Annotated in this window: 14 protein-coding genes and 1 tRNA gene; 10 read left to right on the top strand and 5 right to left on the bottom strand. The window is 65.8% G+C overall.

The features are described 5' to 3' along the window. Positions 1-33 precede the first annotated feature (33 nt). The 6 genes from ACWDX9_RS12410 (at position 34) to ACWDX9_RS12385 (ending at position 5,852) form a co-directional block, all read left to right on the top strand. Positions 34-972, top strand: coding sequence for an alpha/beta fold hydrolase (locus ACWDX9_RS12410; RefSeq protein WP_449952392.1), 939 nt, complete (start codon positions 34-36; stop codon positions 970-972). Positions 973-1,028: 56 nt separating this feature from the next. Next, complete coding sequence (locus ACWDX9_RS12405; RefSeq protein ID WP_449952390.1) at positions 1,029-1,610, top strand: hypothetical protein; 582 nt, start codon at positions 1,029-1,031, stop codon at positions 1,608-1,610. 46 nt (positions 1,611-1,656) lie between these two features. Further along, positions 1,657-2,349, top strand: a complete 693-nt coding sequence (locus ACWDX9_RS12400) for a hypothetical protein (protein WP_449952387.1) — start codon at positions 1,657-1,659, stop codon at positions 2,347-2,349. Between the two features lie 598 nt (positions 2,350-2,947). Further along, on the top strand, positions 2,948-3,268 hold the full coding sequence (locus ACWDX9_RS12395; RefSeq protein WP_449952384.1) for a type II toxin-antitoxin system Phd/YefM family antitoxin: 321 nt from the start codon (positions 2,948-2,950) through the stop codon (positions 3,266-3,268). Beyond that, on the top strand, positions 3,265-3,687 hold the full coding sequence (locus tag ACWDX9_RS12390; RefSeq protein ID WP_449952381.1) for a PIN domain-containing protein: 423 nt from the start codon (positions 3,265-3,267) through the stop codon (positions 3,685-3,687). Before ACWDX9_RS12395 ends, ACWDX9_RS12390 begins: the two co-directional genes overlap by 4 nt. A 299-nt stretch (positions 3,688-3,986) precedes the next feature. Next, positions 3,987-5,852: a WD40 repeat domain-containing protein gene (locus ACWDX9_RS12385; RefSeq protein ID WP_449952378.1), complete on the top strand. Its 1,866-nt coding sequence runs from the start codon at positions 3,987-3,989 to the stop codon at positions 5,850-5,852. Positions 5,853-7,004: 1,152 nt separating this feature from the next. Here the strand turns inward: ACWDX9_RS12385 and ACWDX9_RS12380 are convergent. The 5 genes from ACWDX9_RS12380 to ACWDX9_RS12360 all read right to left on the bottom strand — a co-directional run bounded on the left by ACWDX9_RS12380 (position 7,005) and on the right by ACWDX9_RS12360 (position 10,671). Then, positions 7,005-7,835 (bottom strand): hypothetical protein, encoded by an 831-nt coding sequence (locus ACWDX9_RS12380; RefSeq protein WP_449952376.1) that lies wholly within the window; start codon positions 7,833-7,835, stop codon positions 7,005-7,007. Positions 7,836-8,435: 600 nt separating this feature from the next. After that, entirely contained in the window at positions 8,436-8,822 is a 387-nt protein-coding gene (locus ACWDX9_RS12375; protein ID WP_449952373.1) for a hypothetical protein, read from the bottom strand. An 896-nt stretch (positions 8,823-9,718) separates the two neighbouring features. Further along, positions 9,719-9,791: transfer RNA gene (locus ACWDX9_RS12370), tRNA-Ala, on the bottom strand. A gap of 15 nt (positions 9,792-9,806) precedes the next feature. Continuing rightward, positions 9,807-10,535 (bottom strand): HAD-IA family hydrolase, encoded by a 729-nt coding sequence (locus tag ACWDX9_RS12365; RefSeq protein WP_357752501.1) that lies wholly within the window; start codon positions 10,533-10,535, stop codon positions 9,807-9,809. Between the two features lie 16 nt (positions 10,536-10,551). Next, positions 10,552-10,671 carry a DLW-39 family protein gene (locus ACWDX9_RS12360; protein ID WP_020542320.1) on the bottom strand — a complete coding sequence of 40 codons (120 nt, stop codon included), beginning with the start codon at positions 10,669-10,671 and terminating at the stop codon, positions 10,552-10,554. A gap of 367 nt (positions 10,672-11,038) precedes the next feature. Here ACWDX9_RS12360 and ACWDX9_RS12355 point away from each other — a divergent pair, with 367 nt between their 5' ends. The 4 genes from ACWDX9_RS12355 to ACWDX9_RS12340 form a co-directional block, all read left to right on the top strand. After that, positions 11,039-12,373 (top strand): MFS transporter, encoded by a 1,335-nt coding sequence (locus ACWDX9_RS12355; protein ID WP_449952371.1) that lies wholly within the window; start codon positions 11,039-11,041, stop codon positions 12,371-12,373. 64 nt (positions 12,374-12,437) lie between these two features. Further along, positions 12,438-12,650 (top strand): heavy-metal-associated domain-containing protein, encoded by a 213-nt coding sequence (locus ACWDX9_RS12350; protein ID WP_364267437.1) that lies wholly within the window; start codon positions 12,438-12,440, stop codon positions 12,648-12,650. Further along, positions 12,647-13,546: a hypothetical protein gene (locus tag ACWDX9_RS12345; RefSeq protein ID WP_449952366.1), complete on the top strand. Its 900-nt coding sequence runs from the start codon at positions 12,647-12,649 to the stop codon at positions 13,544-13,546. The genes ACWDX9_RS12350 and ACWDX9_RS12345 overlap by 4 nt, the downstream gene beginning before the upstream one ends. A 19-nt stretch (positions 13,547-13,565) precedes the next feature. Further along, positions 13,566-15,427: heavy metal translocating P-type ATPase (locus ACWDX9_RS12340; protein ID WP_449952363.1), on the top strand; the 1,862-nt coding region annotated here is incomplete at its 3' end.

Below are 15,427 nucleotides of genomic sequence, written 5' to 3'. Positions count from 1 at the left end.
TTCTGGTGGAATCCCACAGAACGGAGAGCACCCATGAGACCTCGTACCCTCGCGGTCCTGAGCCTGATCCTCACCCTGGCCGTCGGCGCCGCCCTTTATGGCGCGTACGGCTACCGCCCAGCGGCGGCCGCCTACCGACCGCCGGAGAACGCGCGGTTCCTCGACACCCCACTCGCCCGCTTCCACTACGTCAAGGAGGGCTCCGGCACCCCCGTCGTGCTGCTGTCGCCCGGGGCTTCATGGACGTACGGCTGGCGCCGTCAGGTGCCGGAGCTCGCCCGCGACCACACGGTCTACGTCGTGGACCTCCCCGGTCAGGGATTCACCCGGCTGAAGGACCGCTCCTTCACCTGGGACCTGAGGGGGATGACCACGGCGATCGGCGTGTTCCTGAACGCGGCGCGCATCGACCGTCCCGCGCTCGGAGGGCTGTCGTGGAGCGGAGGCTGGGCGCTGGCCTACACCCAGCGCCACCCGGAACGCGTCAGCAGCCTGCTCCTGCTGTCCCCCTCCGGCGCCGCCACCCGCGATACCTGGGTGTACGAACTCATGAAGTACCCGGTCATCGGGGAGCTGTGGAACAACTGGTACTACGCCGACAGGTCCAGCTCCCGCGCCGCGCTCGACCGCATCCACGTCAACCGAAGCAGGATCCTGGAGCAGGACGTCGACGCGTTCTGGGCACCCGGCACCTTCCCCGACAACCTGGAGAGCCAGGTCCTGCTCGAACGCGGCCTGGACTGGCGCGAAACCCTGGCCGCCATGCCATCCACCGCCACTCCCACTTTGGTGATCTGGGGCCGCCAGGACACCGTCAACCCGGTGTGGCAGGCCCAGGAGTTCGCTCGCCGGATGCCCGCTGCGCAGGTGCGCGAACTTGACGGCTGCGGCCACGCGCTGACCACCGACTGTCCGGAGGAGGTCGTACGGCTCATGGCGGACTACCTGGCTTCAGGGCCCGCATCTCCCTGATCTCCGGCACATTAGGAACACGCTCGCGGCCCAGCCCGACGGACCTCAAGGCGCGGATGGGCCACGACAGCGACCGGGCAGCACTGATCTACCAGCACGCCACGCGCGACGGGCACGGCGATTTCCTCGCTGGAACGGTCTTCGGCATTGCGCCGCGCCTCCCCGCATGGGTACAGCTTGGCAAGCCAACCAGTAGGCGGCTGTGCCAGCTTGTGCTGAAGTCCGGCTCTGTCGACCTCGCCGACCCGACCACGCTCAGAGCTGTGCCGGCCACCACGACGGACAAGCGGCCCGCGGGCGTGTACGACGGCGTGCGCACCACCTTGTATCAGGGCAGCATCACCTTCGCACAGCTCAGCAAGGCGAAACCAGGCTTGCGCATCGGCTTCCGGAGTAAGCCCACTGGTAGGTACGGCACCTGGAAGGTGTCCCGGCGGTTGTGGATCGGTGGCGACCGACTCGTCCGCAGAGCGTGGAGCTCTTGGCGCGAGCCGAACGACAGCCGTGACAGATCGGTCAGCGGCGACCCGTACTACGCCTTTGTGGAAGACCTCCGCCTGTCGGACTGGGGGATGAAGGTGCACATCGTGCCACCGCCGGCCGATGAGACGGTGCCGGTGGAGGAACTGATCGACTGACCCCGAACGCGCGGGAAATCGAGGCACTGAGGGATCTCGGGGTCTCGTGCCGCAGCCCAAGCCGCCGCGCTGGCGCGTCGCAGAACTTACCGAGCGCGGCCTCAGGGGAAGTTCCACCCTCTTTGGTTTGTGGGCGTGGACGCGTGCCAAGATGCGCACATATTGCACAAGCCTGTACGGCTGGAAATGTCAGTTCATGATCGTAGGCTTGCCGGCCATGACCGATCCTCGCACTGTGTCGTTCGATCTCGGCGTTCACTATGGGCAGGCGTACCTAGTCGACGACACCGACGACGCCATGGGCCCGGACGGAGTTCCCGCCGACCATCCTGTGCATCCCGTCGGGATCATACGGGTGGATGACGGCGGGGCCTTCCTGATCACGGGCCTGCACACTGGAGCGGTCGGCTTCTCGGCGGCCGTGGCCGACCACGACCCAGGGGCAGACATTGACGGCTATGAGGACATCGTGGAGATCAGCTTCAGGTCCGAGGCCGGGCAGCTGTCCCTGTACGAGTGGGGCGGCGGTGACGTCCATGAACTCCCCGCGCTGCCCGCAGGACCGGGCTGGTACCGACTGCGCTACCACGCCCAGAACATGGACGAGGCCGCGGAGGTGGACACATCCGACGAGGTCATCGACCGCTATCTCCTGCAGATCTGGCCTCAGAACGAGTCGACGCCACGCGTGATCAAGAGCACGAGCGGGCAACTCGCTTACTGGCGCGGGCCACGCTGACACCCAAGAGGCCCCCGCTGCCAACGGTGAATCACCTGGTCCGGTTCATCCGTGCGGGCAGTCAGTGCAATCGACTCGGCCCTGACCGAGCACCTCGCCACCTACGTCGACCAGACCGACGAGGCCTTCATGTTCCTCGGCAAGCGGGCGCGTTCCTGCGCAGCGGTAGCTTCCGGCGCGAGTCCGAGTGGGCGGAAGCGCTCAAGGAGATGGGACTACAGGGGCTGCTCTCCCATGATCTCCGCCACACCGGCAACACGCTCGCGGCTCAGTTCGGCGCGGGTCTGGCGGACCTCAAAGCGCGGATGGGGCACGGACGGCGACCGGGCGGCTCCTGACTTCCTGCTTGCAAACGGGAGCCGGTCACGACGCAGAGAGCTTCGGCCCTGGTCGGGCATGTGCCGGAGAACGTCAGGACGAGCCACAGTGCGGCCCCCGTTGCTGTTCTTCTCTGCTGTACAGGAACCTCCACGTGGGCCCGGGAAACGATCTCGCCTCCGCGTCCGGTCGCTCCTACCAGCACGGCCCCATCGGGCTCGATGATCGTCCAGCGTGCCACCATGTAGCACCGAATAGCACAACGCTGTAGACTTCCGATGTGAGCACTCCTGAGCGTGACCACTCCCATGAGATCTCTCAACGCGACCTGCGCAATCGGTCAGCGGAGATCATGGACGGCCTGGAACGTGGGGAGCGGTACGCCGTTACCCGTAACGGCCATCACATCGGTGATCTGGTCCCTCTCCGCCGCCGGCGCCGGGCCGTGTCACGCGCTGAGTTCGCCGCCATGTCGCGTGGCATGCCACGACTGGACGACCGCAAATATCGCGAGGACATGGACCGCCACGTCAACGACGATCTCTACGACCCTTACGATCGCGCATACGGCAGACGCGAATCCGCAGAGGACGAGGGATGACCAACGCCCTTGGGCTGCTCGACACCAACATCCTCATCCTGCGCGCAGACATCGATCCCGAAGAGCTCCCCGATGAGATGATGATCAGTTCCATCACCACCGCAGAGCTCTCGGTCGGCGTCTTGGTGTCGAAAGGACCACTGGAACTCGCCCAGCGAATGAAGATCCTTCAGACCGCTGAAGCCGAATTCGACCCACTCCCCTTCGACGACACCGCAGCCCGCGAGTACGGCCAGTTGTGGACGGCCGTCATCGCTTCAGGACGCAAACCACGCCCCCGCACTGCAGACCTGATGATTGCCTGTGTGGCGATCGCGAACCGGCTACCGCTGTACACCTGCAATCCCAAGGATTTCAAAGGACTTGATCACCTGCTCACCGTAATCCCGGTAACCCGTCCGAGGTGGACCGATGGATGAATGGAAAGCGCTCAAGAAGCGGTAGCCAACCGCGTGCATACCACTCACCAAATCGTATTTGCAGCTCAGGAAGGACCGTCCCACATCGTCCATGTGGGCCCCGCCAACTCCGGCCACACGCCGCCACCCGGGAAGACGGCCCCCCAGGTTTCTTGAGACGCGTCCCGGCGTCGGCAACTAATATGCGCGGCATGTCGTCTCCGTCCCGCCATGAGGTACCGGTTATTCGTCCTGCTGCCTGGCGTGTGCAGCCAACTTGGACCAGTCTGCTGCCGAAGGGCGTGAAGTCATGCCCGCCGGTGGGCACCACCGACGGCCACACCAATTGGGTGGCGGCGGTGACGACCGCGGTCTTCGACGGCCGTGCCGTGGCGGTCACCGGGGGCGGCGACGACACAGTACGGGTTTGGGATCTGTCAACCGGCGAGCTGGTCGGCGCCCCATGGACTGGTCACACGAACGCGGTGCGGGCGCTGGCGATGTCCGTTCTGGACGGTCGCCCCGTTGTGGTCAGCGGTGGTGACGACGACACCGTACGGGTGTGGGAACTCGCGTCCGGTAGGCCGGTGGGCGAGCCGTTCCACCTTCAGGCTGACAGCGTGCAGGCCCTCGCGATCGCGGAACGCCATGGCCGCCAGGTGGTGGTCACCGGTTGCTACGACACGACGGTACGGGTGTGGGACCTGGAAACGCGGCAGGAGGTGATGGCACCGATCCGCGGCCACACCGGCCCGGTGTACGCCGTGACGACCGCGATGCTGGACGGCCGCTGGGTTGCTGTCACGGGCGGCGACCGAACGGTCCGGGTATGGGACCTGGATACCGGTGATCCGGTGGGCAGCCCGTTCACTGGCCACAGTGGGTACGTGAGCGCGGTTGCGGTTGCGGAGCTGACTGCCGGCCATCTGGTGGTCGTCTCCGGTGGCTACCAGACGACCACACGCGTGTCGGACCTGGCCACCGGACTGCCGGTGGGTGACCTTCCCCGATCTGCGGACTTGGAGGCCGTGACGACCACGGTCGTACACGGCCGACTGGTGGCGATCACCTGCAACTCCAATGAGCCGACCATCCAGGTGTGGGACCTGAAAACGGCCGAGTTGGTCGGGGAGCTGTTCCCTCAGCATCGCCGCACGGTGCATGCGGTGGCGACGGCAGTGGTGGACGGCCGGCAGGTGGTGGTGTCGAGTTGCGACGGTGGGTCGGTCCGGGTGTCCGATCTGGTCGTCGGCCAACCGGCCGACAAGCCAGTTCGCCACGACGCCGCGATCACGGCGGTGGCCACCACTTCAGTGGCCGGCCGGCCGGTGGCGGTCACCGGCAGCGATGACGAAACCGTACGAGTATGGGATCTGGACACCGGCGATCAGGTGTGCCAGCCTCTCACGGACCACACCGGCGCCGTCACTGCCGTGGCCGCGACCCAAGTGGACGGTCGCGCGGTGGCGATCAGCGGAGGCAAGGACAGCAAAGTCCACCTCTGGGACCTCGCACTGGGGAAAGCGGCCGGAGCACCGTTGACCACCCACCGCCGCCCGATAACCGCGGTCGCGGCCGACAACACGGACGACCCGCCCCGGGCCATCACCGCCAGCGACGACAAGACCATCCGGGTATGGGATCTCCGCACGGGCGAAGAGACCGGAAACCCTCGCAAGAGCGACCATCGATGGGTACAAGACCTCACCACCACCACGCTCGACGACCAGCCGGTCGCCGTCCTCGGACGGTGGGGCGGCGGCTTCCGGGTCCGTGACCTCACCGCAAACCGCGACACCGGACTCCAGACAACCGGTAGCAACGGCAAGCAGGTACGCCTCGTGGCCGCCACCATCGTGGACGGACGACCCATCGCCATCACCACGAACGACGACTGGCGCGACCCACCGATGAAGGTATGGGACGTCGCCACCGCTCAGCAGATCGGCCAGCTTTCCATGGGAACCGTGGTCGCACTCGCCGCCACCACGATCGACGGCCACCCCATCGCAGTCGCCGCCAGCCACAGGACGGTGGCGGCATGGAGCCTCACCACCTTTGACAGGATCAGCCCTGACATCGAATTCCTCGACTCGGTCAACGCCGTGGCTGCCACCCCACAAGGCCACATCGTCGTCTGCTTCGACCGTGACATCGCCGTACTCACCGCCACCCGATCGAGCTGACCATGGCATGTTCGACAGGACCGTAGAGACCCTCTGCGCCAGGCCCTCGACCTCCTCGCCAAGCATGGCCCTCAAGCTCTGATCACGCAGGTCCGCCAAGCCGAACACTCCGACCCCGAAGGCAAACGATGGCCGCGAGGCAAGGTGTATGACGCCACAGCGGTTTACGTGGATACCCGGATATGAGCCTGTTCGGTCCTCGATGGCGCAAGCTCGCTTTGGGAACGCACGGAGCGAAGCGGAGCACGATGGAGCAGGGCGGGATCTAACTGGCTGATCACTTGGCTGAGCAGAGGGTGGGACCTCGAAAGGGTGCTCGACCGAAGGGAGGCCCTTAGAGGCCCAAGCCAAAGCCCGTCCGTCACCTCAACGACCCAGTGCACCATCAAATACTCCCCACTCTGCGACAGGGCCCGGCGGCCTTGTACGCCGCTGCGATCCTCAGCGATCCGCGGACCGACACCTTGGTGCCAAGTCGCGAGGATGGCCAGTGGTATCCCTTACGCCAGGAGCTGCTGGACCGGCTGGGATCCATAACCGACGAAGTCGGCAACGATGCCGAAACGGTGTTGGTGCGCTTGGGCCGCCTGCTGGAGAAAGACCCGGAATTCACAGAAATCCGGGTCCTTCGTCCAACCCTCTTCCGCGCCGCGTCCGCGTTCGTCCAAGACTGTCGGTCTCCCGCCAGCGCAAGGTCAAGCCCTGGTCCGTCGAGGAGGCGCGGACCTTCCTGGAGTAGACCCGTAAGAACAATGACCCGATGTACCCGGCCTACGTCCTGGTGCTCGTCCTCGGGCTGTGTAGGCAGAGGCTTGGACACCTCAGGGATCGTCCGCTTTCAGACGGACAGACTGCCCTGGCGCTCGTGTGGTCGGCCGAGTTCAGCGGGGGCGAGACGCTGCCATCGTGTGCTCGTGGGGGCCGACGTTGTTGTCACTGTTGTCGTAACTCGCGCCATCTCAGCCTGGTCCTCCGATGGCAAGGTCCGACGCAGGAGGCTGCTGCCCTGATCGCTCCAACTCGTGCCCGTCAGCACCAAAGTCAGCGATCGCCGCGGCATGGGCCAGCTGTGTCCTATCGCGAGCGGCACCTGCCAAGGGCAGCAAGAGGGTTCGGCCCGCCTGTAGAGCCGACGCGCGTTCAAATGCGTAATTACGGACATTCTTTTTTGATGGGGCATATCCGAACCTCTGCCACCCAAACAGCTCGAATATTTCCCTCCTTCAGACGCCGCCTCAGTGCATAGGGCGAGACATCCATAATGATTCCGTAGATCAGCCCATCCGCTGCAGCCCGTTGGAGATCGGACAGATTCAGTCCAAATTTACTCAGTACATCACCATCCGCCGCCGCCAGCTGCGACACCCAACTGCGAATCTGGCTGACCGACGAATAGTCAATACATGGATCAGGTAAGTCTTTATCTGAACATCCTGTCTGACTTGACCAAAATATCGGCCTGGCTCCTGGCCGTTGCCGTGACAAGAAAACGTCCTCCGCCGGTCCATTCTCAAGGCCGAGGCTTTTTTCCGTCTCCGGCCTTTCGAATTCGATCAGGACTGTCGCCATCGTCCCCCGTTTGAATTCGTGTGGAGGGTTTTCCGCATGAATCTTCCGTACGCCTGATCCGAACTCAGTGATAGCGGACGACAGATCAGTAGGGCGAAGTTTGGTGACATCCCGCACTTCGCCGGACCGGCCGATCAACGCTTTGAACGGCGATCCAAAAGAGAAATTCTGTCCATCGTTCGGCTTCGGTGCGATACCAAGGAACTGAAACTCGTACCCCTCCGGTACGGGCTCGAGTTCATGACCCACAAGGCGATATTCGGGATTTGCGACCATGGCCGAGTTGCCGACCACCATCCGAAGATGTTCCAATGACGCCACTACCGGTTGGTCAGGCAGGTGCGGCTTTGCCCTGCAGGACGCCAGCGACGCGATCAAGCAGACCGCGATTCCGGCAATGATGGTTCGCTTCATGATCGCCCCCGAGCCTGTTAGTGATCAGACAGTTTGGTCGATTTTCAGGTTGTGGTCCATGCCGCCGATGGCCAGGATGGAAAAATGTCATAATTCCGTGATCCGGATCTATCCGCTGAGTAGCAGGCCGTACTCGTATCCGCACTGGAGTGGATGTCGAGCCAGGAATGACACAGCGATCGACGATCGTACAGGGTTGGTTGGCTGGGCGATATAGAGGAAGGCCATGGCGGGACGAATTCATAGAGTCGGTCATGGCTTCCCCGGAGTGTCGAAGCATCTGAGGAAGGTCTGGCTGCCTGCAGTGTAGGGCTCCATGCAAGCCTCGAACGCCTGGACGCGACACAGTGGCCACCCGATGGGAAGGCCCTGAGGATCGTTCACCGGGCCTTAATCATTCGCGGATCAGACCCTTCACCTGGCCCTGCGGATCACCATGGGAAATGGTGCGAATTCGCCACTCGCCTATCACCCATTCGAGCCGCCGCGCTTCCTCCGCGAGCGCGGCATCCCCTCCGCATCACACACGCCGCAAGATTGAGTCCAGCCGGGGACTTTCCCACCCCATCGGGCACGCAACGGGCACGGTCGCCAGGCACGTCACAAGCAGCACCAGCAGTAGAGCAGCTGATCGTTCTCTCTCGCGCGGCGTGCCAGGCCAACAAGATCCTTGGTGAGCGACAGCATGTAACCGTCGTCGTCGGTGAAGTGCGAGAACTCCTCGATGGCTGCCCACTGCTCCGCCAGCATCGGCAGGCCGGCGTCATCCACACTGGCGAGCATGTCACGAGCCTTCGCCGACAGTTCCATGATGCCGGGCCCTTCCCTGTACGGAGAGTCTTCGGGTAGGGCATCCCACTCGTCGTCGCTTCGTGGCGCATCCTCCGGGGGTGGATACAGCCCCACCGTCTCGACCAGCCCCAGGGAATAGCCGACTTGGCCGGCGAACGCGACAAGCTGGCCAGGACCACTTCGGGGTCGATCCATTTGGTCACCACCACATCGAACTCCGGAACTCCACGCGAGGCATCGGCGATCTCCCGGGAATGCTCAGGTTGGACGGTCGCCGCAGCACGGTGCGCGGTGCGGTAGTACTTCATAGAAGACACCCACGTAAGCGCTCCTGTCCCGTGGTCCATGGCGAGATGGCCGCCTTTTGGCAGGTGGACACGCTAGGGCATGCGACTGACATTACGCGTGGGGAGACTCGCTTGAGGCGAACGCGCCTTCCATAAGCGGTGGCGGACATCCGCTGAGCCTTCTTGGGCGGACCGCGCCTCAACCCGCAGGCAGGGTGGGCACGTGGCCATGCAGATCCTTTGTCACTCGCAGATCGTGGTGACCATGAACATCTACAACGAAGTGTCCTCCGAAGAGACACGTAAGGCACTCAAGCGCCTAGGAGATCATCTAGAACGCTAGAGGCAAAAGGATCTATCACGAAAGGCCACCCCTGCCGGGTGGGCCTTCTGGCAGTTCTCGGCTTTGTACTGCAGCCGATCTCTACCCTTCCATTGCCAACGCTCGTAACGTCAGCAGTCATGGCGGATGTCGTGATTTGGGTGAAGCCCTACGAACGCAAGAATCACAACCCAGGCACAGAGGGATACAAGGGCCTATGCGGCTGGCACGGGACGACCTCCGGGCGGGGGCCGTGTCCCCACAAGCCGTACGCGAGCCTGAAGCTCAGGTACGCGGATTCCGAGCCGGTGCAGTCAGCATGTGCTGACGCACTCAAGGAGATCTCCCAGCGGTACGTCTTCCCTATCCCGCAGGAGCAGGGCGAGCGTGTGGAGAACGGTTGAGGCTGTAGCTGTACTTTGCAGCTGTACAAGATCGTAAAGGCCACTTCCCGATCACGGGGAGTGGCCTTTGACCTGGGGTGGAGCCTAGGAGATTCGAACTCCTGACTTCCTGCTTGCAAAGCAGGCGCTCTGCCAACTGAGCTAAGGCCCCTTCGACGAAGATAGCTTACCGGGCGGACGAAGCTACCTGCGTCGTACCAAGGTCATCGCTCAGTACCAAACTAGGGAAGTCGGCGATCGAGTCAAGGATGTGGGTCGCGCCGCCCTTCAGAAGGCGCTCCCGGCTGTGGACCCCGGTCATCACCCCCGCCACGATCGACGCCCCCGCGCGCCTGCCGCAGAGCATGTCGCTTTCGGAGTCGCCGATGACGGCCACCTGGCGGACGTCCTCCGCCCCCAGACGCAGCACCGCGTGCAGGACCATGTCCGGCCAGGGGCGGCCGCGGCCGCCGGCGTCTTCGGGGGAGATGGCCAGGTCGATCTTGTCGTGCCAGCCGAGGACGCTCAGGATGCGGCTCAGGGTGGTGCGGCTGAAGCCGGTGATCAGGGCGAGCTTGATGCCGGTGCCGCGGAGTTTGTCGAGGACCTCCAGAACTCCGGGCATGGGGACGAGACCCGCCCGCTCCAGAGTGCCCTCGTAGGAGCGCTCGAACGTCAGGTTCGCCGCTTGCGCCTGGGCCTCGTTCCCGGGGAAGATCCCACGGAAGACATCGATCTTGGGGCAGCCCCGGGACCGGTGCACGTGAACCATGGCACGCGCGTATGCTCCGGTCCCGGGCACTATGCCCTGGGTCGCGATCGCCTCGGCAAAGGCGCGCTCGACCATGGCGATGTCACCGACTGTGGTGCCTGCCAGGTCCAGGCACACCAGCTTGATGGGGACGACGTCACTCATCGCCTCGCCGGTCGGTTTAGTTCTCGCTGCCGGTCGCCTCGGTCCAGAGATCGAGCTCTGCGCGGTCGGCCTGCACCTTACGCCAGATCAGCAACCCCCCAAGGGCGATCAGCGCCAGAACGAGCAGCTTCTTCACGGTGTGACCCCACTTCTTCGACGGCCTCACCTGCCGGGGTGAGACCCAACGGTTGACATGCAGCCTAGCAAGGGATGGCTGCGCTCCCTGTGTTGCGCACAGACCAGATGCGCGGAATGCGCGGAGAACGAGTGGTCAGCCCCAGGTGAGGCGCGTTAACCCCATCCCCCACGACATCTCGGATTCCTCTCCGTGTCCATCCCCCTCCACTCAGGGGGTCACCCGTCAGGCAACAGCTCGATCATGCCAAATATCGCGCCCGGGCGCGCATGACTTCGAACTGGACATACCCCATGGGGGTGTGTTACGTTCCTCGCCGTTCCCAGATATACCCCCCGGGGGTAGCAAGGAAGGAAGGGGTCACGTCATGGCTGACGAAAGACGCTGGTGGGCGCTCCTCGTGCTCGCGGCGGCACAGTTCATGGTGATCATGGATACCTCCATCATCGGCGTCGCGCTCCCCGACATGCAGCGCGACTTGGGCTTCTCCGACGGCGGGCTTCAGTGGGTGTTCAACGCCTACGTGGTCGCCTTCGGCGGGTTGTTGCTGCTCGGCGGGCGACTGGCCGACCTGTTCGGGGCGCGCAGGGTGTTCGTCACGGGGTGGGCGGTCCTGATCGCCGGATCCGTGGTCGCCGCCGCTGCCACCACCGCCTGGGTCGAGGTGGCCGGGCGTGCCGTGCAGGGCATCGGCGGGGCGCTGATCGCGCCCGCCGCCATGGCGCTGCTCATGATGCTCTTCGGCCACAACGCCCGCGAGCTGGGCAAGGCCATGGCGCTGTACGGCGCCGCCGCCCCGGCGGGTGGCACGGCGGGCGTGTTCCTCGGTGGCGTGATCACCGAGTATCTGAGCTGGCCCTGGGTCTTCATCATCTACGTCCCGATCGGCCTGGCCACGCTGGCGGTCACCAGGCTGCTGCCCGCCGTGCGCGGCAAGCGCGGATCCGTCGACCTCGTGGGCGCCGCGTCCGTCACCGCGGGCATCGCGCTCGTCGTGTACGCCATCGTCGCCGCGAACTGGCCGGCCGGACTCGGCGGCGCGGCGCTGCTCGCCCTGTTCCTGTTCGTGCAGCGTACGGTACGAGAGCCGCTCATGCCCCTGGCCATCTGGCGCACGCCCGGCCTGGCCACCTCCAACCTGGCCATGGCCCTGCTCGGCGCGGCCTGGATCCCCATGTGGTACTTCCTCAACCTCTACCTGCAGCAGGTCCTCGGGTACGGCGCGTTCGCCAGCGGCGCGGCGCTGCTGCCGATGACCGTGGCGATCATGATCTTCATGATCGGCATCACCGCAAGGCTGCTGGGCAGGTTCGGGGCCAAGCCGCTCATCGTGGTCGGGCTGGCGGTGCTGGCGGCCGGGGTGGCCGCGCTCGGGTTCACCGGCGGGTTCGCCACGAACGTGCTCCCCGCGAGCTTGATCGCGGCGGTCGGGATGTCCCTGGCATACATCCCGGCGATGATGTCGGCCATGTCGGGCGCCCGCCCGGAGGAGGCGGGGCTCGCCTCCGGCATCGTCAACACGACCTACCAGGTCGGCTCCGCGCTGGGCCTGGCCGTCATGACCGCGCTGGCCACCTCCCAGGAGCAGCTCGGCTTCCAGGCCGCCTTCACGGGCGCCGCGGTGGTGGCCGTCCTGGGCGCGGCGCTCACGGCCGCTCTCATGCGCAGGCCGGCCGTACGCGAGAGCGACCCTGTCGGCTGAATCCCAAAAACCCTTCTACATACCCTAGGGGGGTAGGGTGTTAGACTACGAAGAAGGAGACGTCATGAGCACCGCCACCTACATCGTCAAGGGCATGACCTGCGGCCACTGCGTGAGCTCGGTGAAGGAAGAGGTCAGCGGGGTCGCGGGGATCACCTCCGTGGAGGTGGACCTGGCCGGCGGCCTGCTGACGGTCAATAGCGAAGGCCCCGTCGACCGGGCGGAGATCGCCGCCGCGGTCGAGGAGGCCGGATACGAGCTGGCGGGCCAGGCATGAACGCCGCCGCCAAGCTCGGCGCCTACGTCCTGGGGCTGACCGTCGTCTTCGGCGGCGCCCTGGGCGTGGGCCAGGTGGTCGGCCCGACGGCGGCCCCGGCGCAGGCCGAGGACCATGCCGCGATGGCCCCGCAAGGCGAGCACGAACAGACGAAGAGCGATACCCCTAGGGGGCTTCAAGTGTCCGAGAACGGTTACACCCTCAACCCGTTGACCACCGTCAAGGCCGGCGAGCCGACCGACTTCCGCTTCACGGTGACCGGCCCTGATGGCAGGCCGGTGACCGATTACCAGGTCGAGCATGACAAGAAGCTGCATTTCATCGTGGTGTCGCGGGATCTGGCGAGCTTCCAGCACCTGCACCCCGTCCAGGACGGGGACGGGGCGTGGTCGGTGCGGCTGACGCTGGCGGAGCCGGGCGCGTACCGGGCCTTCGCGGACTTCACTCCGGTGGGCGGCGGTAACCTGACGCTGGGTGCGGATCTGCTGGTCGCGGGTGACTACAAGCCGCAGCCTCTTGCCCCGGTGGCTCGTACGGCTGAGGTGGACGGCTACACGGTCTCCCTGGCGGGTGATCTCGTACCCGGTCAGGCGAGCAAGCTGACATTGAGCGTGAGCAAGGACGGCAAGCCGGTGACGGACCTGCAGCCGTATCTGGGAGCGTACGGGCATCTGGTGGCGTTGCGGGCCGGTGACCTGGCCTACCTGCACGTGCATCCGGAGGAGAGCGTGAAGGCGGGGCCGGAGATCACCTTCTACGCCGAGGTGCCCAGCGGCGGCGACTACCGGTTGTTCCTGGATTTCCAGCATGACGGCAAGGTCCGTACCGCGGACTTCACCGCCCGGGCGAGTGGTGCGGGACCGGCCCAGCCGGGCACCAGCGGTCACGGGCACTGAATCAGGAAAAGGAGGGGTGATGACTTCCCTGGCCCAGGACAGATCCGTCGAGCTGTCGATCGGTGGCATGACCTGCGCGTCGTGCGCGAACCGGATCGAGCGCAAGCTGAACAAGCTCGACGGTGTGAGCGCGACGGTGAACTACGCGACGGAGAAGGCGAAGGTCACCTTCCCGGATGGCGTGGACCCGAAGGACCTGATCAGCGAGGTGGAGAAGGCCGGGTACACGGCCGCGCTGCCGGCTGCCCCGGCTCCGAGCGAAGCACCCCCGCAGGACGAACTGCGGCAGCGGTTGATCACCGCGGTGGTGCTGAGTGTGCCGGTGGTCGCGATGGCGATGATCCCGGCGTTGCAGTTCACGAACTGGCAGTGGTTGTCGCTGGTGCTGGCGGCGCCGGTGGTGGTGTACGCGGGCTGGCCGTTCCACAAGGCGGCCTGGACCAACCTGCGGCACGGCGCGGCGACGATGGACACGCTGATCTCGGTCGGCACGCTGGCCGCGTTCGGCTGGTCGCTGTGGGCGCTGTTCTTCGGCAGCGCGGGCACGCCGGGCATGACCCACCCGTTCTCCTTCACGATCGAGCGCACCGACGGCTCCGGCAACATCTACCTCGAAACCGCGGCGGCGGTGACCGCGTTCATCCTGGCCGGCCGGTATTTCGAGTCCCGTTCCAAGCGGCGGGCGGGGGCGGCGTTGCGGGCGTTGCTGGAGCTGGGCGCCAAGGAGGTGGAGCTGGCCGACGGCCGGCGGATCCCCACCGACCAGCTCAAGGCCGGCGACACGTTCGTGGTGCGGCCCGGCGAGAAGATCGCCACCGACGGCGTCATCCTGGAAGGCTCCTCGGCGGTGGACGCCTCGATGCTGACCGGCGAGTCGGTGCCGGTGGAGGTGCGGCCGGGGGACGCGGTCACGGGTGCCACGGTGAATGCGGGCGGCCGCCTGATCGTCCAGGCCACCCGAGTAGGTGCGGACACGCAGCTGGCGCAGATGGCCAAGCTGGTGGAGGAGGCGCAGACCGGTAAGGCGGCGGTGCAGCGGCTGGCGGACCGGATCTCGGGGATCTTCGTGCCGATCGTGATCGCGCTGGCGGTCGGGACGCTGGGCTTCTGGCTGGGGACCGGCAACGGGGTGGCGGCGGCGTTCACGGCGGCGGTGGCGGTGTTGATCATCGCGTGCCCGTGCGCGCTGGGCCTGGCCACGCCGACCGCGCTGCTGGTGGGCACCGGGCGGGGTGCCCAGCTCGGGATTCTGATCAAGGGTCCGGAGGTGCTGGAGTCCACCCGCAAGGTCGACACCGTCGTGCTGGACAAGACCGGCACGGTCACCGAAGGCAAGATGACCCTGGTAGCGGTGCACCTGGCCGAGGGGGAGAACCGCGAGGAGGTCCTCCGGCTGGCGGGTGCGCTGGAGCACGCCTCCGAGCACCCGATCGCCCAGGCCATCGCCCGCGCGGCCCAGTCAAAGACGACGGTGGAGGACTTCGCCAACGTCGAAGGCCTGGGCGTGCAGGGGATCGTGGACGGCCACGCGGTGCTGGTCGGCCGCCCGCAACTGCTGGCCGAATGGTCCCAGCACCTGCCCGACAGCCTGCAAAGCGCGCTGGAAACCGAGCAGGCCAAGGGCCGCACCGCGGTGGCGGTCGGCTGGGACGGCCAGGCCCGCGCCGTCCTCGTGGTGGCCGACGTCATCAAGGCCACCAGCCGCCAGGCGATCGAGCAGCTCAGAGCGCTCGGCCTGCGGCCGGTGCTGCTGACCGGGGACAACGAGGCGGTGGCCAGGACCGTTGCGGCCGAGGTGGGCATCGATGAGGTGATCGCCGAGGTGCTGCCCGCCGACAAGGTCGAGGTGGTCAAGAAGCTGCAGTCCGAGGGCCGGGTCGT

The organism is Nonomuraea sp. NPDC003201, assembly GCF_053590415.1.
This window is presented reverse-complemented; position numbering and strand designations above follow the sequence as displayed.

Bases quoted from the DNA above. Each gene is read 5' to 3' on its own strand.
- ACWDX9_RS12345 (WP_449952366.1), top strand. From the start codon at position 12,647: ATGAACGCCGCCGCCAAGCTCGGCGCCTACGTCCTGGGGCTGACCGTC.
- ACWDX9_RS12390 (WP_449952381.1), top strand. From the start codon at position 3,265: ATGACCAACGCCCTTGGGCTGCTCGACACCAACATCCTCATCCTGCGC.
- ACWDX9_RS12365 (WP_357752501.1), bottom strand. From the start codon at position 10,535: ATGAGTGACGTCGTCCCCATCAAGCTGGTGTGCCTGGACCTGGCAGGC.
- ACWDX9_RS12355 (WP_449952371.1), top strand. From the start codon at position 11,039: ATGGCTGACGAAAGACGCTGGTGGGCGCTCCTCGTGCTCGCGGCGGCA.
- ACWDX9_RS12405 (WP_449952390.1), top strand. From the start codon at position 1,029: ATGGGCCACGACAGCGACCGGGCAGCACTGATCTACCAGCACGCCACG.
- ACWDX9_RS12380 (WP_449952376.1), bottom strand. From the start codon at position 7,835: ATGAAGCGAACCATCATTGCCGGAATCGCGGTCTGCTTGATCGCGTCG.
- ACWDX9_RS12350 (WP_364267437.1), top strand. From the start codon at position 12,438: ATGAGCACCGCCACCTACATCGTCAAGGGCATGACCTGCGGCCACTGC.
- ACWDX9_RS12410 (WP_449952392.1), top strand. From the start codon at position 34: ATGAGACCTCGTACCCTCGCGGTCCTGAGCCTGATCCTCACCCTGGCC.
- ACWDX9_RS12375 (WP_449952373.1), bottom strand. From the start codon at position 8,822: ATGGATCGACCCCGAAGTGGTCCTGGCCAGCTTGTCGCGTTCGCCGGC.